17 protein-coding genes are annotated in these 19,982 nt (G+C 62.3%); 7 read left to right on the top strand and 10 right to left on the bottom strand.

The genetic code is table 11. The features are described 5' to 3' along the window. Nucleotides 1-11: 11 nt before the first annotated feature. From kdpB to AS189_RS04800, 4 genes are all read right to left on the bottom strand, one after another. The gene (gene kdpB / locus AS189_RS04810; RefSeq protein WP_082634083.1) at nucleotides 12-2,141 is read right to left on the bottom strand and encodes a potassium-transporting ATPase subunit KdpB; all 2,130 of its coding nucleotides are present in this window, start codon (nucleotides 2,139-2,141) and stop codon (nucleotides 12-14) included. Then, nucleotides 2,138-3,793 carry a potassium-transporting ATPase subunit KdpA gene (gene kdpA, locus AS189_RS04805; RefSeq protein WP_062286565.1) on the bottom strand — a complete coding sequence of 552 codons (1,656 nt, stop codon included), beginning with the start codon at nucleotides 3,791-3,793 and terminating at the stop codon, nucleotides 2,138-2,140. The genes kdpB and kdpA overlap by 4 nt, the downstream gene beginning before the upstream one ends. 9 nt (nucleotides 3,794-3,802) lie before the next feature. Next, nucleotides 3,803-3,895, bottom strand: coding sequence for a K(+)-transporting ATPase subunit F (gene kdpF, locus AS189_RS19270; RefSeq protein ID WP_104110109.1), 93 nt, complete (start codon nucleotides 3,893-3,895; stop codon nucleotides 3,803-3,805). Nucleotides 3,896-4,117: 222 nt separating this feature from the next. Then, nucleotides 4,118-4,867 carry an SDR family oxidoreductase gene (locus tag AS189_RS04800; RefSeq protein ID WP_062286564.1) on the bottom strand — a complete coding sequence of 250 codons (750 nt, stop codon included), beginning with the start codon at nucleotides 4,865-4,867 and terminating at the stop codon, nucleotides 4,118-4,120. 124 nt (nucleotides 4,868-4,991) lie between these two features. Between AS189_RS04800 and AS189_RS04795 the strand changes: the two genes are divergently transcribed. Further along, nucleotides 4,992-6,398: an amidohydrolase gene (locus tag AS189_RS04795; protein ID WP_082634081.1), complete on the top strand. Its 1,407-nt coding sequence runs from the start codon at nucleotides 4,992-4,994 to the stop codon at nucleotides 6,396-6,398. A 122-nt stretch (nucleotides 6,399-6,520) separates the two neighbouring features. On the opposite strand, the gene AS189_RS04790 is transcribed toward AS189_RS04795, so the two are convergent. From AS189_RS04790 to AS189_RS04780, 3 genes are all read right to left on the bottom strand, one after another. Further along, nucleotides 6,521-7,240 (bottom strand): transglycosylase family protein, encoded by a 720-nt coding sequence (locus tag AS189_RS04790; RefSeq protein ID WP_062286563.1) that lies wholly within the window; start codon nucleotides 7,238-7,240, stop codon nucleotides 6,521-6,523. Nucleotides 7,241-7,791: 551 nt separating this feature from the next. Then, nucleotides 7,792-8,955 carry a cystathionine gamma-synthase gene (locus AS189_RS04785; RefSeq protein WP_062286562.1) on the bottom strand — a complete coding sequence of 388 codons (1,164 nt, stop codon included), beginning with the start codon at nucleotides 8,953-8,955 and terminating at the stop codon, nucleotides 7,792-7,794. A gap of 17 nt (nucleotides 8,956-8,972) precedes the next feature. After that, nucleotides 8,973-10,358: a cystathionine beta-synthase gene (locus AS189_RS04780; protein WP_062286561.1), complete on the bottom strand. Its 1,386-nt coding sequence runs from the start codon at nucleotides 10,356-10,358 to the stop codon at nucleotides 8,973-8,975. Between the two features lie 80 nt (nucleotides 10,359-10,438). Between AS189_RS04780 and AS189_RS04775 the strand changes: the two genes are divergently transcribed. From AS189_RS04775 to AS189_RS04765, 3 genes are read left to right on the top strand one after another with little or no spacing between them, the layout of a single operon-like run. After that, on the top strand, nucleotides 10,439-11,032 hold the full coding sequence (locus tag AS189_RS04775) for a hypothetical protein (RefSeq protein WP_062286560.1): 594 nt from the start codon (nucleotides 10,439-10,441) through the stop codon (nucleotides 11,030-11,032). Between the two features lie 26 nt (nucleotides 11,033-11,058). Continuing rightward, nucleotides 11,059-11,508, top strand: coding sequence for a helix-turn-helix transcriptional regulator (locus AS189_RS04770; protein ID WP_062292973.1), 450 nt, complete (start codon nucleotides 11,059-11,061; stop codon nucleotides 11,506-11,508). Nucleotides 11,509-11,518: 10 nt separating this feature from the next. Further along, the gene (locus AS189_RS04765; protein ID WP_062286559.1) at nucleotides 11,519-11,920 is read left to right on the top strand and encodes a VOC family protein; all 402 of its coding nucleotides are present in this window, start codon (nucleotides 11,519-11,521) and stop codon (nucleotides 11,918-11,920) included. 141 nt (nucleotides 11,921-12,061) lie between these two features. Here AS189_RS04765 and AS189_RS04760 read toward each other — a convergent pair whose 3' ends face one another. Continuing rightward, nucleotides 12,062-15,511, bottom strand: coding sequence for a bifunctional proline dehydrogenase/L-glutamate gamma-semialdehyde dehydrogenase (locus AS189_RS04760; RefSeq protein WP_062286558.1), 3,450 nt, complete (start codon nucleotides 15,509-15,511; stop codon nucleotides 12,062-12,064). Between the two features lie 178 nt (nucleotides 15,512-15,689). Here AS189_RS04760 and AS189_RS04755 point away from each other — a divergent pair, with 178 nt between their 5' ends. Both AS189_RS04755 and AS189_RS04750 read left to right on the top strand, forming a co-directional pair. After that, nucleotides 15,690-16,625 carry a LysR family transcriptional regulator gene (locus tag AS189_RS04755; RefSeq protein ID WP_062286557.1) on the top strand — a complete coding sequence of 312 codons (936 nt, stop codon included), beginning with the start codon at nucleotides 15,690-15,692 and terminating at the stop codon, nucleotides 16,623-16,625. A gap of 2 nt (nucleotides 16,626-16,627) precedes the next feature. Continuing rightward, entirely contained in the window at nucleotides 16,628-17,827 is a 1,200-nt protein-coding gene (locus AS189_RS04750; RefSeq protein ID WP_062286556.1) for an SLC13 family permease, read from the top strand. Nucleotides 17,828-17,842: 15 nt separating this feature from the next. Here the strand turns inward: AS189_RS04750 and AS189_RS04745 are convergent, their stop codons facing one another. Next, on the bottom strand, nucleotides 17,843-18,061 hold the full coding sequence (locus AS189_RS04745) for a helix-turn-helix domain-containing protein (RefSeq protein WP_062286555.1): 219 nt from the start codon (nucleotides 18,059-18,061) through the stop codon (nucleotides 17,843-17,845). Continuing rightward, a complete protein-coding gene (locus AS189_RS04740) occupies nucleotides 18,061-18,828 on the bottom strand; it encodes a DUF2975 domain-containing protein (protein ID WP_129587157.1) in 768 nt (255 codons plus the stop codon). The genes AS189_RS04745 and AS189_RS04740 overlap by 1 nt, the downstream gene beginning before the upstream one ends. A 107-nt stretch (nucleotides 18,829-18,935) precedes the next feature. Here AS189_RS04740 and AS189_RS04735 point away from each other — a divergent pair, with 107 nt between their 5' ends. After that, nucleotides 18,936-19,889: a DNA-3-methyladenine glycosylase family protein gene (locus tag AS189_RS04735; RefSeq protein WP_082634080.1), complete on the top strand. Its 954-nt coding sequence runs from the start codon at nucleotides 18,936-18,938 to the stop codon at nucleotides 19,887-19,889. The last annotated feature ends 93 nt before the right edge of the window (nucleotides 19,890-19,982 follow it).

Below are 19,982 nucleotides of genomic sequence, written 5' to 3'. Positions count from 1 at the left end.
CTGTCCTTAATTTAGCGCTGGGCAATCGTGGGAATGAGAGAGACCAACAGGTCGATGAGCTTGATACCGATAAACGGGGCAATGACGCCGCCCAGGCCAAAGATGAGCAGGTTCCGTGACAGTGCACGGGCCGCCGAGACAGCCCGGTACTTCACACCGCGCAGCGCTAGGGGTACGAGTGCCACGATGACCAAGGCGTTGAAGATCACCGCTGAAAGGATGGCGCTCTCGGGTGAGGCCAACCCCATGATGTTCAGCAAGCCCAGCCCGGGGAACGTTGCGGCAAACAAGGCCGGCACAATGGCAAAGTACTTGGCCACGTCGTTCGCCACCGAAAATGTGGTCAGCGATCCGCGCGTGATCAGCAACTGCTTGCCGATTCCCACAATGTCAATGAGCTTGGTAGGGTCCGAATCCAAATCCACCATGTTGGCCGCTTCCTTGGCTGCACTGGTGCCCGAATTCATGGCCACACCCACATCCGCCGCGGCGAGTGCCGGGGCGTCATTCGTGCCATCGCCTGTCATGGCAACCAGCCGCCCGGCGTCCTGCTCCGCCTTGATGACCGCCAGCTTGTCCTCCGGGGTGGCCTCGGCAACAAAGTCATCCACGCCGGCCTCGGCGGCAATCGCGGCGGCCGTGATCTTGTTGTCGCCGGTGATCATGATGGTTTTGATGCCCATGGCCCGAAGTTCGGCGAACCGTTCCTTCATGCCGGGCTTGACCACATCCGCTAAATGAATGACGCCCAAAGCCTGTGCGCGCTCGCCGTTGTACGTGGCCACCAAGAGTGGCGTTCCGCCGGTCCCGGAAATCTCCATAACCGCGTCTTCAAGTTCCTGGGGCAGGAATCCACCGCGTTCGGTCACATAGTGTTCGACGGCGGATGCGGCACCCTTGCGTACCTCCAGTACTGTCTGCCCCGAGTTTCCAAGGTGTCCCACGGGCAGGTTGAGCCCGCTCATGCGGGTAACGGCACTGAACTCAATCACATCAACATCAACGCTCAGTTGAGCCGTGACATCCTGAACTGCCGACGATCCGGCATCTCCAAGCGCCAGCTCAACGATGGAGCGACCTTCGGGTGTCTCGTCCGCCAAGGAGGACAATCGTGCCGTCTCGACAAGCACCTGCGGGTTCACGCCGTCGGCCGCTATGAAGGCAACGGCGCGGCGATTGCCATAGGTGATGGTCCCCGTCTTATCCAGCAGGAGGGTGGTGATGTCACCGGCTGTTTCCACGGCGCGGCCGGAGGTGGCCAGGACGTTGCGCTGAATGAGCCGGTCCATGCCGGCGATGCCGATGGCTGGCACCAGTGCGCCGATGGTGGTGGGGATCAGGCAGACCAGCAACGCCACTAGCACCACGGGTGTGGGGAGCGCGCTGGCGAAGTTGGCCATGGGGGCCAGCGTCATGACGGCGACCACGAACACAATGGTCAGCGAGGCCAGCAGTACGTTCAACGCGATTTCGTTCGGTGTCTTTTGCCGGGTGGCACCTTCCACCAGGGAGATCATCCTGTCCAGAAACGTCTTGCCGCTGGCGGCCGTAATCCGGATGACAATCCTGTCCGAGAGCACCATGGTGCCGCCGGTGACGGAGCTCCTGTCCCCGCCTGATTCACGGATGACAGGGGCGGATTCGCCGGTGATGGCCGATTCATCCACGCTGGCCAGACCCTCGATGACGTCGCCGTCGCTGGGGATGAGGTCCCCCGCCTCGCAGATGACAATGTCACCCACCTCGAGGTCGGTGCCGGGCACCAGTTCCTCTTCATACACCGTGTTTCCGTCACTGTCCCGGCCCGCGCCCGACTGGCCGGAGGGCATCAAGGCCCGGGTCCGGCGTCGTGCCATGACTGAGGTGCGGGCGGCACGGAGACTGTCAGCCTGCGCCTTGCCACGGCCCTCGGCAATGGCCTCGGAGAGATTGCCAAACAGCACCGTCAACCAGAGCCAGACAGTGACAATGATGGAAAATACTGCCGAGTCGGAGCCAATGGCCAGCTGCTGGATGCTCACGGCGGTGCAGACGATGGAGCCGATCAGCACTGTAAACATGACCGGGGAGTGAATCATTTGGCGGGGATTGAGCTTGCGGAAGGCTAGGGGAAGCGCCGCAAGTAGTGTGTCTAGCTTCATTTCAGCAGTCCTTCAGCAGCCGGGCCCAAGGCGAGCGCGGGGAAGTAGGTAAGTGCGGTCAGGATCAAGGAGATGCCGCCCAACAGAACGGCAAAGAGCGGTCCGTGCGTGGCGAGCGTTCCGGTGGTGGCGGGGATTTTGCGTTGCTTCGCCAGGGAGCCTGCGAGCGCCAGTACCAGCGCTATGGGCAGGAAGCGGCCAATGAACATGGCCAGCGCCAGCAGGGTGGAAAGCCCCGGACCGGAGCTGGTGAGGCCGCCAAAGGCCGAGCCGTTGTTGTTGGCCGCCGAGGTGAAGGCGTACAAGATTTCGCTAAAGCCGTGCGGGCCGGCGGCGGGTGCCGCCGCTGCTAGTGCTGGTATTGCCACGGTGATGGCCGTGCCCAGCAGTACCAATGTGGGGGTAACCAAGATGTACAGGGCCACGAGCTTCATCTGGGGTGCGCCAATCTTCTTGCCCAGGAACTCCGGGGTGCGCCCCACCATGAGACCACCAATGAAGACAGCCACCACGGCCAGGATCAGCATCCCGTACAGGCCTGAGCCCACTCCCCCGGGAGCAATCTCACCCAGCATCATGTTCAGCATGGCCAGTCCGCCAGCCAGCGGTGGCAGGGAATCGTGGGCCACGTTCACAGCCCCGGTTGAGGTCAGGGTGGTGGCGGTGGCGAACAAGGCGCTGGGGGCAACTCCCAAACGCTGCTCAAATCCTTCGCCCACGCTGGTGCCGCTGCCGTTGAAGGCGCCGATGGCCCATGCCATGAGGGAGGTGGACGCCAGCCAGAATGCCGCCATGACGGTGAGCACTGTGTAACCCTGGCGTTTGTCGCCCACCATGCGCCCGTACATGGCCGGCAGAGAGAACGGGATGACCAAGATCAGGAACACCTCAAACAGGTTGCTGAATGCGGTGGGGTTTTCAAAAGGGTGCGCAGAGTTGGCGTTGAAGTAGCCGCCGCCGTTGGTGCCCAAAAGCTTGATGGCTTCCTGCGAGGCAACCGGCCCGCCGGGAACGGTTTGCTGTGCACCGGTGACGAGGGTGTGAATGGTGGTGCCGCCCCAGTTTTGGATGACGCCGGTGATGATCAGGACAACCGCGCCAACAATGGCCATCGGGAGCAGGACTCGCAGGGTGCCGCGCGTCAGGTCGACCCAGAAATTGCCAAGATTGCTGGTTTGGGCCCTCGTGAGGCCGCGAATCAGAGCCACCACAACTGCCAGCCCCACAGCTGCACTGAGGAAGTTCTGCACAGCAAGGAGCATCATCTGGATCCCGAAGCCAAGAGTGGTTTCCGGGACATAGGTTTGCCAGTTGGTGTTGCTGACGAAGGAGACCGCCGTGTTCATGGCAACCCACGGGTCCACGGCCCCCATCCCCTGGTTGAAGGGCAGGATTCCCTGCAGCAGCTGGGCCAGGAACAGGACCACGATGGACACCACGCTGAACGCCAGCAGCGATCGCAGGTATACCTTCCAATGCTGGTCAGCGTGGGCGTCAACGCCGGAGAGCTTGTAGAGACCACGTTCCACAGCCAAATGTTTGTGGCTGGTGAATGTGTTGGCAAGATATTTGCCCAGTGGCTGGTGCAGGGCAGCCAACACAACGACCAAGACGGTCAGCTGGGTGGCCAGCGAGAAAACGTTCAGATCCATGGTGGCCGGTCACCACTTCTCGGGGCGAATGAGGGCGGCCAGCAGATAAACCAGCAAGGCCAGTCCCACCAGCCCCAAAATTAGCCACGTCACTAAATCCACAGCAAACCTACTTTCACAATGTGCGTTGATGTCTTGACTCAATCGCACACCCGTGGCGTGGGCTTGGAGCTGGTTTTTACGTGTTCTTTACGCTGCCTGCGGCAATCTTGACGCCTTCCTGACAGGAAGTCACTTTGCGTCTGCGCGTGGTTAACAGTGAAGGGTACGCAGCTGAGCAAGTGGCGCAGGATTCACACTTAACCGTGCGCAGACGCAAAGAGCTTAGGCGGAGAAACCGCCGTCGGCCTTGATCAACTGCCCGCTGACCCACCGCCCACCCGGCGACAGCAAAAAAGCGACAGTGGGAGCCACATCTTCGGGTGTGCCGAGCCGGCCACCCGGTTGCAGGGCGGTCATCGCCGTGCGGGTTCCCTCATCCATCCAGCCGGTATCCACGGGGCCGGGGTTGAGCACGTTGGCGCTGATGCCCTGCCCGCCCAATTCACGCGCGGCCGCAATCACCACCCTGTCGAGGGCACCCTTGGAGGCCCCGTACGGCAGGTTGAACGCTGTGTGGTCACTGGTCAGCGCAACGATCGCGCCGCCGTCGTGCTTCACTTGGCGGGCGAACGCGGCAATCAACTGCCAATTAGCGCGGGTATTGACGGCGAAATGGCGCTCAAAACTCTCCAACGAGGTGTCCAGAATGCCCGAATCCACCGATTCGCAATGCGACATAACCATGCCCGTGAGCGGTCCGGCCTCCTGCGAGATTGCCTCCATGAGACGGTCGACGGCGGACGGGTCACCCAGATCTGCCGGGAACGCCCACACCCGGGCACCTGCCAACTCGAGTTCGGCGGTGAGCACTGTGACGTCGTCGGGCTGGACACCCCAGGGCATGCGCGCGTCGTAAGCCTGCCAATAGTTCAGGACCAGGTCCCAGCCGTCGGCGGCGAGTGCACGGGCAACTGCGGCGCCAATGCCCACGGTGCGGCCCACGCCGGTGATGAGAACTGTTTTCTTATGCATCGCACCAGCCTACGGTCACGGGCCTACTGGGTGCTGTGCGCAGTGCACGTGTGTCGCGCGCCGTCGGTGGCGAAAAATACGCTGTAGCTTGGAGGAGTCCTTACTTGGCACGCGAAAGGTAGTCATGAGCAGCTCTCAGCCCACCCCCACTCCCGGTTTCATCCCAGGTCGCGTTACCCGCAGGGCGGCCTCTCCGGCGGGCAAGCCAGGCTCTGTTCCAGTCAAGGCTCCAGTCAAGCCGGGCGCTGTTACAAGTAAACCGGGCAAGGGCGGGAAGAAGCCGGTGGCGGCTGTCCCCAAGCCCGATACGGCAAGCATCAGCGCCGCCATTCGGGAGGCCGCTGCGGCGGCGAAGAAGCGTGTCTTGGCCATCACGAACGCCCATGTGGTGCCGGTGGAGGGTGAACCGTTTGACGGTACCGTACTGGTTGAGGGCGGCAAGATTCTTGGCCTGGGCGCTTCCGTTGCAGTTCCTGAGGGTGCCGATGTGCTGGATGCGAAGGGTCAGTGGCTGCTCCCCGGCTTCATTGACGCGCACGTGCACCTCGGCATGGATCCGGAGGGTGAGCTTGGCTCCACAAGCGACGTCAACGAGATGACCCATCCGGTGATGGCAGGCGTGCGGGCCATCGACGCCGTGGATCCCTTCGATCCTGGTTTTGACGATGCGTTGGCTGGCGGCATCACCACTGTCAATGTGAACCCGGGCTCCGGGAACCCCATCGGCGGGCAGGCCATTGCCATGCACACGCACGGGCGCTACATAGAGGAAATGGTGCTGCGCTCCCCCAGCGGCGTGAAGTCGGCACTGGGAGAGAATCCAAAAACCGTTTATGGGGACAAGAAGCAGACCCCATCCACCCGTTTGGGCACCGCCTTGGTGATCCGCCAAGCGTTCATGGACGCCCAGAATTGGATGGCCAAGCCGGAGCCGCGCCCCCGCGATGCCCACATGGAAGCACTGGCCATGGTGCTGCGACGAGAGATACCGTGGCGCCAGCACTGCCACCGCGCTGACGATGTTGCCACCGCTATCCGGCTGGCCGATGAGTTCGGCTACGATCTGGTCATTGACCATGGAACGGAAGCCCACGTTTTGGGCGATGTGCTGGCCGCGCGTGGCACTCCGGTGTTGATTGGCCCGTTGTTCACGACGAAGTCCAAGCCTGAGCTGCGCGCCCGGTCCATTGCCAACCCGGGCAAGTTGGCGGCGGCCGGCGTCGAAATTTCCATCATTACCGATCATCCGGTGGTGCCCATTAACTTCCTTGCCCATCAGGCCAGCTTTGCGGTCAAGGAAGGCTTGGACAAGGACACTGCCCTGCGCGCCATCACGATCAACCCCGCCAAGGTTTTGGGGCTTGCGGAGCAGATGGGCTCACTGAAGGTTGGCAAGAACGCTGACCTGGTGCTGTGGAGCGGTGACCCGTTGGATGTTATGCAGCGGGCCATGAAGGTCTTCATCGGCGGTAAACCTGTTTACAGCTACGACGCCACCACCCGGGTAGGCGCCGCAGCCTCACGCGTGTAACCCCCACTACCAACGCGGCATCACTTTACGGCTATTAACGCCAAACGCGGCATCACTTCTTGTGAAGTGATGCCGCGTTTGCGTATTTAGGCCGTAAAGTGATGCCGCGTTGGGCGGTGGTGCTAGGCCGGGAGCTGGAGTACTGCGCCTGTGAAGATCAGGTCCGGGTGGATCACGGTGTCCACGTTGGCCTGGTAGAGGGTTTCCCAGCCACCTTTGATGCCGAGCTTGTCGGCAATGATGCTCAAGGTGTCGCCTGATTGGATCGTGTAGGTCTCGCCACTGAGCGCTACCTGAACTGCAGCCGGAGCCTGCTCAACAGGGGCCTGCTGAACTGGACCTTGCTCTACGGGCGCCTGCACTGGAGCTTGCTGAACCGGGGCTTGCTCTACGGGCGCCTGCAACGGAGCCTGCTCAACCGGGGCAATCTCAACCGACTGAGCCGCTACAGGAGCAGGAGCTGCGGGAACTGCCGCCGGAGTGTAAGCCTGTCCGCCGCCACCACTCAAACCGAGCTGAGCTGCGCATGAAGGCCATGCGCCCCAGCCCTGACCGGCCTGGACGCGCTCGGCGACGGCAATCTGCTGCTCGCGTGAAGCACTTTCCGGAGATCCGGTGCCACCAAAGGCAGCCCACGTGCTAGGGGTGAACTGGAGTCCACCGGAGAATCCGTTCCCCGTGTTAATGGCCCAGTTGCCGCCACTTTCACACTGAGCTAGGGCGTCCCACGTGCCGCCGTCGGCCGCGTTGGCCCCGGTTCCGGCCATAGCCATGCCGCCACCGGCGATAGCGCCAATGACCAATACGCGGCCGATATTGCGAGTAAGTTTAGTATTTTTCATCGATGCGTTCTCCTGAAGGTCACCTGCGCTCCATCCGTCCCCGGACATCTGCGCGCCACCGTCCAACCTATAGATATGGAGGTTGTTTCCGGAGCCTTCCAAATGACGGTGTTTGGTGATGGAAGGCCCGGGCAATCGTGGGGGCAAAAAGTGCCGCCCGCCCAGTAGGGCATAACTAAGAGTAAAGCGATACCAAATCGATATGCAAATCAGCTAACTGTTACCTTACTGACATATATTTTAACAGCTTGATAGTGTATTTAAGTGAAGAGCCTCTTTTGGGCGTTCTGTCCGGCGTCGTGGCGCCGCCTCACGGCTCCATCTCTGGGGCCAGCTCCGTCCAGGTTTACGGATCGGGGCAGTAACTCGAGCTCGAGTGTGCAGTAATTGTCGTTATCCAGCACAGAAACGGCCGAATGCGTACATTATGTGGACACTCAGGGTGCGTTGGTGGCAGTGCTGACAGTAGCCAGGCGGACGGCGAGCCACTGCTAGCCCCGCAACCAAAAAGCGCTCGCTCACCGGAGTGAGCGAGCGCCTGAGAGGGGAGGCTAGGACAGGGCGTTCAGGGCCTGTTCCAGATCGGCCAGCAGATCAGCCACGTCCTCGATGCCCACGGACAAACGGATCAGGTTTTCCGGCACAGCCAGCTCGGTACCCTTCACGGATGCGTGTGTCATGTCCGAAGGGTAGTTCATGAGCGATTCAACGCCACCCAGCGATTCCGCCAGAGTGAACAGGTGCGTGGACTCCGCCACCTTGCGTGCAGCAGCCTCGCCGCCCTTGAACTGCACCGAGATCATGCCGCCGAAGCCGCGCATCTGCTTGGCAGCCAGCTCGTGACCGGGATGATCGGGCAGGCCCGGGTAGAGCACCTTTTCAACCTCGGGCCGGGTCAGCAGCCATTCGGCGATGCTCTGGGCGTTGGCGCAGTGGCGGTCCATGCGGACGCCGAGCGTCTTGAGTCCGCGCGTCGTCAGCCAGGCTTCCATGGGTGCGGAAACGGCACCCACGGCGAACTGGACGAAGCCGATCTTCTCAGCAGCTGCGGCGTCGGAGAGGATGATGGCGCCACCGGAAGCATCCGAGTGCCCACCGATGTACTTGGTGGTGGAGTGCACCACAATGTCGGCTCCCAGTGCGAGCGGGTTCTGCAGGTACGGCGAGGCGAAGGTGTTATCTACAACCAGCAGCGCGCCCGCGGAATGAGCCACTTCGGCGAGCGCAGCGATGTCGGTAATCTTCATCATGGGGTTCGACGGCGTCTCTACCCAGAGCATCTTTGTCTTGCCCTCCGGTCCGCCGGCGGCGACAGCGGCAGCCAGCGCCCCGCCGTCGTTCATGTCCACGGCAGCACTGCTGATGCCCCAGATCGACAGGACCCGGGTGATGAGCCGGTAGGTGCCACCGTAGACATCGTTGCCCATGATGATGTGATCTCCGGGGACCAGCAGGGCGCGGATCAGGGCGTCCTCAGCGGCCAGGCCGGAGGCGAAACTGAACGCGAATTCGCCGCCTTCCAGAGCTGCGAGCTGCGTCTGCAGACCGTCGCGGGTGGGGTTGGTGCCGCGGCCATATTCGTAGCCGTTGCGCAGCTGGCCAATCCCGTCCTGAGCAAACGTGGTGGTTTGGTACAGGGGCGGAATAACCGATCCGGTGGTGGCGTCGGGGGTCTGCCCGGCATGGACGGCGCGGGTGTTAAAGCCTTCAGTCATAGTGTTCTCCTAGCGAATCAGTCGTTGAGGTAAGTCAGTAGATCGTGACGTGTCAGCACACCAACGGGCGCCCCCACAAACGTCACCATCAGCGCGTCCACATCCTGCAATTTGGTGCGGGCGGCAGAGATCGGTTCCAGCGAGCCGATGATGGGCAGCAGCGGCTGCATGTGTTCGGTAATGACGTCCGTCAGTTTGGCCTCGTGCCTGAACAGCTTGCCGGTCAGGGTGCGTTCATCGACCGAGCCAATCACCTCACCCATCACCACGGGCGGCTCGGCGGAAAGCACGGGAATCTGGGAAACGCCGTATTCGCTCATCAAGTTGATGACATCGCGCACGGTCTCGTTCGGATGAATGTGCACCAGCGCGGGCAGCTGACCGGTCTTGGCCTTGAGCACATCGCCAATGGCGGGTTCGTCAGTGACCTTCAAGAAGCCGTACGACTGCATCCACTTGTCATCAAAGATCTTGGCCAGGTAGCCGCGTCCACTATCAGGCAGAAGCACGACGACGACGGCCTCAGGTCCCAGATCCTTCGCAGCTTCCAGCGCGGCGACCACGGCCATACCGGAGGAACCTCCCACGAGCAGGCCCTCCTCGCGTGCCAGGCGGCGCGTCATGGCGAAGCTGTCGTTGTCCGTGACGGCGATGATCTGGTGAGGCACGCGCTTATCGTAGGAGTCGGGCCACATGTCCTCACCCACGCCTTCCACAAGGTACGGCCGGCCTGTGCCACCTGAGTAGACGGAGCCTTCCGGATCGGCACCGATGATCTTGACCTCGCCGCCGTCGGACTCGGGACGGTTCGCAGAAACCTCACGCAGGAAGCGGCCCGTGCCGGAGATGGTGCCGCCGGTGCCAACCCCTGCCACAAAGTGGGTGACCTTACCGTCGGTATCGCGCCAAATCTCGGGGCCGGTGCTTTCATAGTGGCTCAACGGGCCGTTCTGGTTGGAGAACTGGTCCGGCTTGTAGGCGCCGGGAATCTCCCGGACCAGACGATCCGAAACGCCGTAATACGACTGCGGGCTATCGGCAGCAACCGCCGTGGGCGTGACCACTACCTCGGCCCCGTACGCCTGCAGCACGGCGCGCTTGTCCTCGCCCACCTTGTCCGGAACCACAAATACACACTTGTAACCGCGGGCCTGAGCCACCATGGCCATGGCCACGCCGGTGTTGCCGCTGGTAGGTTCCACCACGGTGCCGCCGGGCTTGATTTTGCCTTCTTTGGCAGCCTCATCGAGCATCTTGACGGCGATGCGGTCCTTTGCGGAGCCGCCCGGGTTCATGTACTCAAGCTTGACTAAAACGGTGGCGGCGATGCCCTCGGTCACCTTGTTCAATTTCACCAAGGGGGTGTTGCCAATAAGGTCCAGGACAGAGTTCGCATACTTCATACACCAAACGTAGTACCCCGCCGCGGAACTGGCCAAGACAGGTTACTCTTTAGGGCTGTGGGCGCAATAAACTGTGGAGCATGTTCACAGTCTCCGATCCGCTCCCGGAGCGTCCACGACGCATCCTCGTTGCGGGGGTTTCCGGAGCAGGAAAGTCCACCCTGGCCCGGCGTCTGGCCGCGCTGCTCGGGATTGAGTACACCGAGCTGGACAGTCTGTTCCACGGGCCCGACTGGGTGCCGCGCACGGAGTTCATGTCCGACGTCGACCGTCTCACCCAGGAGCCCATCTGGGTTTCGGAGTGGCAGTACGCCACCGTGCGCCCCATGCTGGCGCAGCGTGCTGACACCCTCATTTGGCTGGACTACCCCATTCCGTTATCCATGGTGCGGCTCATTCGGCGCACGGGTCGGCGCCGGCGCCAGCGTGAGGAACTCTGGAACGGCAATTACGAGGGCCCGCTCTGGAGGATTTTCACCGACTCCGATCACATTATTCGGTGGGGTTGGCGAACCCGGAACAAGCTCAAGGCTCTGGTGCCGACGCTGGAGCAGAAATATCCAGGGCTTCACGTGCTGCACTTGAGGTCCCCGCGCGAGGCTGATGTGTGGCTGAACCGCTTGACCCAACAGGTCGATGTGAGCCGGGTTCAGCCCTGGCAGGACCAGCCATGACGGAGCCCGCCACAACACCGCCAGTCATGACACCGGAGGAGCTGGTCACGCTCACGCTGCTGCGCAAGGCCCGGGACATGATTGACCGGGACTATGCCCAACCACTGGATGTGCCCACCATAGCGGCGAAAGCGTTCATGTCCCCCGCCCACTTTTCTCGGAAATTTCGGGAGGCCTATGGGGAATCCCCGTACAGCTACCTTATGACGCGGCGGATCGAACGGGCCTCGGCCTTGCTGCGTGCTGGCGCCTCTGTGACTGACGCGTGCATGACAGTAGGCGCCACCTCCTTAGGCTCCTTCAGCTCCCGGTTCACCGAGATCATGGGCGAGACTCCCAGCAGCTACAAGGCCAGGGATCACAGCGCCATTGAAGCCATGCCGCCGTGCTTTGTCAGGGTGACCACCCGGCCGGCGCGCGATGGCTCTGGAAAGTCGAGCAGGAATCAAGAAGCGCTGGGGCACACCGGGCCATAATCTTGGTGCCATGACTATTTCACTGCAGTACACGCACCTGACCGTCCACAACCCCGACGAGGCCATCGCGTTCTACCGCGACGCCCTGGGCTTGGAAGTCCAGAACGACGTGCGCAACGGCGACTTCCGCTGGGTCACTCTGGGCACCGCGGCACAGCCGGGACTGGGGATCGTGCTCTCCGAGCCGCACGCCGGCCGGTCCAAGGAGGACGGTGACGCCTTGGCGAAACTGCTGGCCAAGGGCGTGCTGCCCATGCTCAACTTCACGGCCAGCGATCTTGACGCCACCTTTGAGCAGGCAGTGAGCGCCGGCGCCGAGGTGTTGCAGGAGCCCATTGACCAGCCGTGGGGACCCAAGGACTGCGCCTTCCGTGACCCGTCCGGCAACATGGTCCGCGTCGCCCAGGCCTGACTTCCCCTCCCCTGTCACCTCCCTTAGCCCGCCAAAGGTGAGTAGTGAGCAATGTTTGCTGAAAACATTGCTCACTACTCACCTTTCGCGGAGCGGGGGCGGAGTGGGGGCGGGTCAGCGGGGCGCCGGGTCGGGTCAGAACTAGATCAACCCGTCCGAGAGGTTGTTGGGCGTTCCGAAGCGGTGCGCCGTGATACTGACGGCCTGTTCGTGCAGGAACGGCAGCATCTCCACGCGACCGGCCTCGGTGACCTCACCGTGGTAAATGGCCAAGTCAGGACGGCCGCCAGTTGCCTCATATACAGCTGAGGCGTCGCCACCAATGAGGCGGATGCGCCCGGCACCGAAGCGCCGCGCATGAGCCAGCCAATCGGCGTCGTTCTCGGCGGTAACGGTAATGCGCAAGCTCAGTAGTAGTGCCTTCAAAGCGTTGGGAAGTTCGACGCCGGAGGAGACTTCCGGGGTGGCCCCGGCGAGGATTCCTGCCGCGAGTACGCGCATGAGCTCGGCCATGGAAGCACCCTCAGCCAACCGAACCAGGGGGTTCAGCGGCAGGTAGCGGAACACGTTGCGCTCGGCCGACAACGCCGAAACATCGCGGGCTATACCGAACTCCTGCCCCCATGCCGCGGCGTCGCTGTGGAGCGCGCGCGTCAGAAATGCCAGCTCGTCGGCGGACAAATCCGAAGCCGCATTCAGCATTTTGCGGGCGGAATCGCCCAACGGCGCAGTGGCCTGGGATTCGGCCGAGGTCCAGGACCCCAGACCCACCAAGTAGTTGGGCCCGCCAGCCTTGGTGCCCGCGCCGACGGCCGACTTCTTCCATCCGCCGAACGGCTGGCGCTGCACAATGGCACCGGTGATGCCGCGGTTGACGTAAAGGTTTCCGGCCTGGACGGTATCCAGCCAGAGGCCAATCTCGGCGGAGTCTAGGGAATGCAGGCCGGTGGTGAGGCCGTAGTCAATGGCATTGACCATGGCGATGGCCTCTTCCAACGTCTCAGCCGCCATGACACCCAGGACGGGGCCGAAGAATTCGGTCAGGTGGAAGTTGGAGCCGGCTTTGACACCAGTGCGAACGCCAGGGGACCAAAGCTGGCCGGTTGCGTCCAGCTGACGCGGTTCAAGGGCCCAGCTCTCGCCGGCGTCCAGGGTGGTCAGCGCTCCCAACAACTTGCCGGAGACCGGTTCAATGATGGGCCCCATCTGAGTGGTTGCTGTTTCCGGGTAGCCGACGCTTAGGCTGGAGGCCGCGTCCATGAGCTGGTTTCGGAAGCGGTTGGACTTGGACACGGAGCCCACCATGATGACCAGTGAAGCGGCGGAGCACTTCTGCCCGGCGTGGCCAAACGCGGACTGCACTACGTCCTTGGCGGCCAGGTCGAGGTCGGCGCTGGGGGTGACGATGATGGCGTTCTTGCCGGACGTCTCGGCCAGCAGTGGTAGATCAGTGCGGAAGCTGCGGAACAGTTCAGCTGTCTCGTAGCCGCCGGTAAGAATCACGCGGTCAACGCTGGGGTGGGACACCAGGGCCTTGCCGAGATCGTTCTCACCGAGCTGGACCAGCGCCAGCACCTCGCGGGGCACACCGGCATCCCACAATGCTGCCACCATGAGAGATCCGCTGCGCTGGGCCTGCGGGGCGGGCTTGATAACCACGGCGGAACCGGCGGCCAAAGCGGACAAAGTGGAGCCAGCGGGGATAGCCAACGGGAAGTTCCACGGCGGGGTCACCACGGTGAGCTTCGCTGGGACGAAGGTTGCGCCGTCGACCGTTTCTAGATCTTTGGCACGCTCGGCGTAGTAGTGGGCAAAGTCCACGGCTTCGCTGACTTCCGGGTCGCCCTGGTCCAACGTCTTGCCGGTCTCGGCGGCCATGACCTCCATCAGTTCGGCACGGCGGGACTCCATGACGTCGCCGGCGCGGTGCAGGATTGCGGCGCGCTGGGCACCACTCATGGCACCCCACGCTGCACCGTGTTCAAGCGCGGTGGTCACGATGGTATTCAGCTCGTCCAGCTCGGTGACAGTGGTCTCGGCGACCAGGTCATTGCCCAGTACTGAGCCGGGGATGCGGGCCAGGATCTCCTTACCCCAAATCTGGTTGGGCACCAGCGACGGGTCGGTGTCCGGGGTATTAGCGAACCCGGATGCAGCCGCGGCAGCAGGTAAGTTACGGTCTTGGATGCGGTTGGTGGGCGGAACCGTGGTGTCCAGGTCCTCCAAAGAGGCCAGGAAACGCTGCTGCTCGCGCTGGAAGAGTGCCTCGTTCTCGGAAAGCTCAAAGACCGCGGACATGAAGTTGTCTTGGCTGGCGCCTTCTTCCAAGCGCCGGATCAGGTAAGCGATGGCGACGTCGAATTCGCCCGGGTGAACCACGGGTGTGTACAACAGCAGCGAGCCGACATCCTTGCGGACGGCTTCAGCCTGGCCGGTGGCCATGCCCAGCAGCATCTCGAATTCCAACTGCCCGGTGGTGGTGTCAATTCCGCGTTGTTTGGCCAGGAGCCAAGCGTGGGCCACATCGAAGAGGTTGTGCCCGGCAACACCAACGTGGACGTTGTTGATGTGCTCGGGAGTCAGCGCGTAATTCACGATCCGCTTGTAGTTTGTGTCGGAATCCTGCTTGCTGCCCCAGGTGGCCAGTGGCCAGCCAAAGACTGAAGCTTGAACCTGTTCCATGGGCAGGTTAGCGCCTTTGACGATGCGGACCTTGACGGCGGCACCGCCCTCGACGCGGCGGGTGGCGGCCCACTCTTGCAGATCGATCATGGCTGCAAGGGTGTCCGGCAGGTAGGCCTGAAGCACAATCCCGGCTTCGAGGTTCTTGAACGCCGGCTTGTCCAGGATGCGCTTGAACACCGCGATGGTCATGGTGAGATCCTTGTACTCCTCCATGTCCAGGTTGATGAACTTGGGCTTGGCGAAGGAGTTGGCCAGCGTGTAGAGCGGGGTGAGTTTCTTCACGATGTGATCGACGGCGTCGTCGAAGGCCCACGGAGAGTGGGGCGCCACAGTGGAGGATTCCTTGATGGAGACGTAGTCGACGTCGTCCCTAGCCAATAGCTTCAGGGTCCCCTCGAGGCGGCGGGCGGCTTCATTCTCGCCCAGCACGGCTTCTCCGAGCAGGTTCACGTTCAAATCAACGCCGTCCTTGCGGATCTTGGCGATGGCCGGGCCCAGCTTGGCGTCGGTGGCATCCACAATCAAGTGGCCCACCATCTCGCGGAGCACCTTGCGGGCAATCGGGATGACGATGCCCGGGAGGATCGGGGCCATCACGCCACCGAGCCGAACGGCACTGCGCATGTACCACGGCAGGAAGGCCGGAACCTTGGGCGCCAGTATGGCCAGGTTGCGGGCAGCGACGGATAGGTCCTCGGGACGGACCACGCCGTCAACGAAACCAACCGTGAAGTCCAGCCCGTTGGGGTCCTTCAAGACACCGGCCAGACGCTGGGCCGAAACATCGGCCGGGAACGTGGCGGCCTCGCTCAGCCAGTGCCGGACAAGTGCAATGGTTTCCTGGGCAAGATCATTGCTGGGAACCGGAATGTTTGCGGAGGTGGCCGCAGAGACGGTGCAAGTCATAGTTGTTACGGGCTTCTTTTCTGCTGGTGTCCAATAAGCTCAGGTGGCCGCTCGCACCGCCTCTTGCAGCTGTGTTTCGCGTTCCCTTTAGCTCCAGTATGAGACCAATGTTCAATTAGCAAAAGTGGTGTTTTATGATGATTACTCAACACTTTTTCTTAACAAATCTGGAGGGGCAATGCTCGAGCTGAAACGGCTTCGGCTGCTGCGCGAATTGCATATTCGCGGAACCTTGGCCGACGTGGCCGCAGTGATGCAATACAGCCCCTCTGCCGTGTCCCAACAGCTGGCCCTGCTCGAGAAAGAAGTCGGTGTCCCACTTTTCCGCAAGGTGGGCCGCCGCGTACAACTCACCGCACAAGCAGAAATTCTGGTGGAGCACACCGCCGAGCTTTTGGAAACGTTGGAACGCGCCGAGGCTGACATGTCCGCTTCTTTAACTACCGTAACGGGAACCGTAAAGCTGGCTGTTTTTCAGTCGGCAGCCCTGGCCCTGATCCCAGCCATGCTCACCTCAATGGCGCAGGCCTACCCGGATGTCCGCATTGAGATGGTCCAGCGGGAACCCGAAACCGCATTGCATGAGACCTGGGCCCGGGACTTCGATCTAGTGGTTGCCGAGCAATATCCCGGTCATGCGGCACCCCTACATCCGGAACTGGACCGGGTGGTGCTGACCACCGATGCCATCCGTCTGGCAGTCCCCGCCGACGGCGTGAGCGGCGGCATGAGCCGGTTGCACACCGAGCCCATCACCAGCATCGCGGACACTGCGCAGCTGCCATGGGTCATGGAACCACGCGGCGCCGCATCGCGCCATTGGGCCGAACAAACGTGCCGGCAGGCAGGTTTCGAACCGGATGTGCGGTTTGAGACGGCAGATCTGCAGGCCCAAATCAGGCTCATTGAATCAGGCAATGCCGTGGGACTCATGCCGGATTTGATGTGGACGGGGCGCCCAACGCCGGTGTCCCTGATCGATTTGCCCGAAGCACCCCGGCGCACCATTTTCACATCAGCCAGACGGTCCAGCCGCCGTCGTCCGGCCTTGCTAGCCTGCCGAGATTTACTCCAGCAGACAGCCGAAGAGCTCGCCGCCGAGGATCGAAGCTAACCATGAAAAAACTGGCAGCCGCCTCGGGTGCCCCCGCACTGTTTCTTGTGGGGCTGCTTCTGCTCGTCACTGGCGTGTTGAGCCCGGCGTCAGCGCTAGACCTTGCCACCCGCACGGTGCCGATCTTGCTCTTTGTTGTTGCCATGACGCTCGTGACGGAATTGGCGGAATTGGCAGGGCTATTTCGATTCGTCACCGCACGCATGGTCCGCTGGGGTGCCCGGTCGACATCAGAGCGGCCCGCCGGTGGGCGAGTCTTTGTCCTCTGGCTGCTGGTGGTTGCGCTGGCCACTCTCAGCACCGTCTTCTTATCCTTAGATACGACGGCGGTGCTGGTCACCCCGGTGGTGGTGACGCTGGCCCGGCATGCCCGCATCCACCCTCTGCCATTTGCGCTGACCACCGTGTGGTTGGCCAATACGGCGTCGTTGTTCCTACCGGTATCAAACCTGACGAACCTGTTGGCTCAGCATCAATTGGACCTTCGCCCGCTCGGATTCGTGGAGCTACTGTGGGCACCGGCTGTGACGGGAATTGTGGTGCCCATGCTGTTCCTGTGGCTGCTGTTCCGCAAAGATCTGCACGGCAAGTATCAGGCTCCGGCAGTTCCTCCAGTGACAGACAAGCGGCTTTTGGTACTCAGTGCCATCACCGTGGCGCTCTTGTTGCCAGCCTTGGTGTCCGGTGTTGCGGTCGCCATTCCAGCCAGCATTGCGGCGATTTTCCTGCTGATTGTTTTCATGACCCGGCGTCCCTCGGTCCTACGGTGGTCCATGGTGCCGATCCAGCCGTTATTGCTGACCGTTGGCCTATTCATGGTGGTTGCCGCCTTCCACGATCATGGATTTTCACAGGCTCTGGGCCCGGTTGCTGGCACAGGGAACGGATTCCTGAGCCTGCTCCAGCTCGCCGGGGCGGGTGCGTTGAGCGCTAACGGTGTGAATAACCTACCGGCATATCTGGCCCTGGAGCCTTTGGCCGACACCCCTGTCCGTCTCGCGGCGCTGCTGATCGGCGTCAATCTGGGTCCATTGATCTCTCCATGGGCATCGCTGGCAACCTTGTTGTGGCATAGCCGCCTCAAGGCCATGGGCGTCAACATCTCTTGGCGCTCCTACGCACTTGCCGGCCTGTGCCTGGTGCTGGTGCTGCTCCCCACAGCTGTTCTGGCGCTGTGGCTGAGCAATGGATTACCAAGCTAAACCGGGCCACGATGGCTAGGCCACCTCCAGCAGATCCCCCACCTCACACTCGAGCGCGCGGCAAATAGCCACGAGGGTGGAGAAGCGAATGGCCTTAGCTCTGTCATTTTTCAGGACGGAGAGGTTCACAATGCTAATGTCCACCAGCTCGGCGAGCCGGGTCAGAGTCATGCCACGCTCGGCCAGCAGCTCATCAAGACGGCAATGGATCCCGGAATCTTCCTCATCTGCCATCAGATGAGCCCTGCCGTATCCTTTTGGACCTTGCTGCCCTGGCGGAACAGCTCAGCTAAGACCATGAGGACCAAGGCAATTCCAATGGGCCAGAAATTGAATTCCCAGGAATATGCGATCTGTGGCAGGCCAATGATGTCGTGCAGATCGGTCCACTCAATGGTCGCCCCGGACATGCCCCACGCTGTGGCGCCGAGGACCTCATTGGCAGCCATGGTGCCTCCGAAAATCTGAGCAATCTGCCACACCATTCCACCGAGCATGACGACGCCGGCAACCTGCTGAACGCCTCTGACGAGTTTTGATCCAAAGAGTGTCTTGTTCATAACGGAGGAACACATCCTGATAATGACCAGACCAGCTACGGCAAACAACACGGTTTGAGCCAGCGCTGCGACCATCAGCATGATGCGCGTCTGCATGGCGAGCCCACTCACGCTGACGTCGGCCCAGGTGAATCCGCCGCCCCGAACCATGGCCAATGGAGTTTGGACCTCCACGGATTCCGGCAGCGACGGCCAGAACTCTTCCACAGGCAACCGCACGGTGACGGCGTCTCCCCACACGGTGGTCACGGCAGCGCTCAACCCACCCACCACACACGCCGCTACATAGAGCCAGGCGATACGCCGCGTGGCTCGGACCATCATGCCACCTGCCACGGCTTCAGGGTCCTTGACCGTGCGCCTGCCCATGAACAGGATCATGGCCACGACTGCCAGAACCGCCACCACTATCAACCATGACCACCATGTTGAAAACACCATCAAAACACCCCAAACTTAACGCTGATCGATAATAACGATAAACGTTAACATAGCAGGATTCTCCCGCTTGCACACCCCCTAACAGGAGCGCATGCGACCATGGATCTATGACCACCACCGCACGCCAGGGACCTATCGCCGTTTGGGATGCCGGCGCCCCGTATTCGCTGGCGCAGACGTTGGGCATCATTGGGCGCGGCGCGGGCGATCGAACCATGCGGCTCACTCCAGACAACGCCTGGCTGGCTTTCAACACACCCACCGGCCCTGCCACCTTGGGCATTACGCAGCGAGGCACCGAGCTGCATGCCCGGGCTTGGGGGCCGGGCGCCGGCCATGCTCTGGAATCTGCCCCGGCACTGCTGGGCGCCCAGGACGACTGGTCCACTTTTGACTCCCCCGCTGTCACCGAGACGCTCCCTCCCCGCGTTCGGGACGCACGACGGCGGCACCCGGCACTGCGCCTGCCCGCCACGGGGCGCCTGGTTGACGCCCTGGTGCCGGCCATATTGGAGCAGAAAGTCACATCACTTGAGGCACGCCGCGGCTACGCGATCCTGTTGCGGAGGTTCGGCTCGGCAGCCCCGGGTGTTGGAACAGACGCAGCGGTCCCGGCCGATTTGCTCGTCGCGCCGACACCCGCCCAATGGGCAGCCATTCCATCGTGGGAATGGCACAAGGCTGGCGTTGGACCACAGCGTTCGGCCACGGTCCAGCGGATGCTGCGGTCGGCGTCGGGCTTGGAGCGTTTGAGTGTCCTCACGGCAGCGGAGGCGGGCATGAAGTTGCAGAGCATTCCTGGCATTGGGGCCTGGACCGCAGCAGAAGTCACCCAGCGCACGCACGGGGATGCCGACCAGGTGGCGGTGGGCGACTACCATCTGGCCGCATATGTAGGCTGGGCCCTGGCCGGGAAGCCCGTGGATGACGCGGGCATGCTGGAACTTCTTGAACCGTGGCGGGGGCACCGCCAGCGCGTGGTGCGGCTGCTTCAGCTCAGCGGTTTCCGGAAACCCACGTTCGGTCCGCGCATGAGCATTCAGGACCATCGCGGACACTGATCCCAACCCGCGCGATGGCCTTGGGGAGTTGTGCCCATTGAACCGGGCATTGGGCGGTCACTACCCTTGAGGAAAAGGATCAGGGGAACTCAC

Origin of the sequence: Arthrobacter alpinus (genome assembly GCF_001445575.1) — a bacterium.
Lineage (GTDB): Bacteria > Actinomycetota > Actinomycetes > Actinomycetales > Micrococcaceae > Specibacter > Specibacter alpinus_C.
This window is presented reverse-complemented; position numbering and strand designations above follow the sequence as displayed.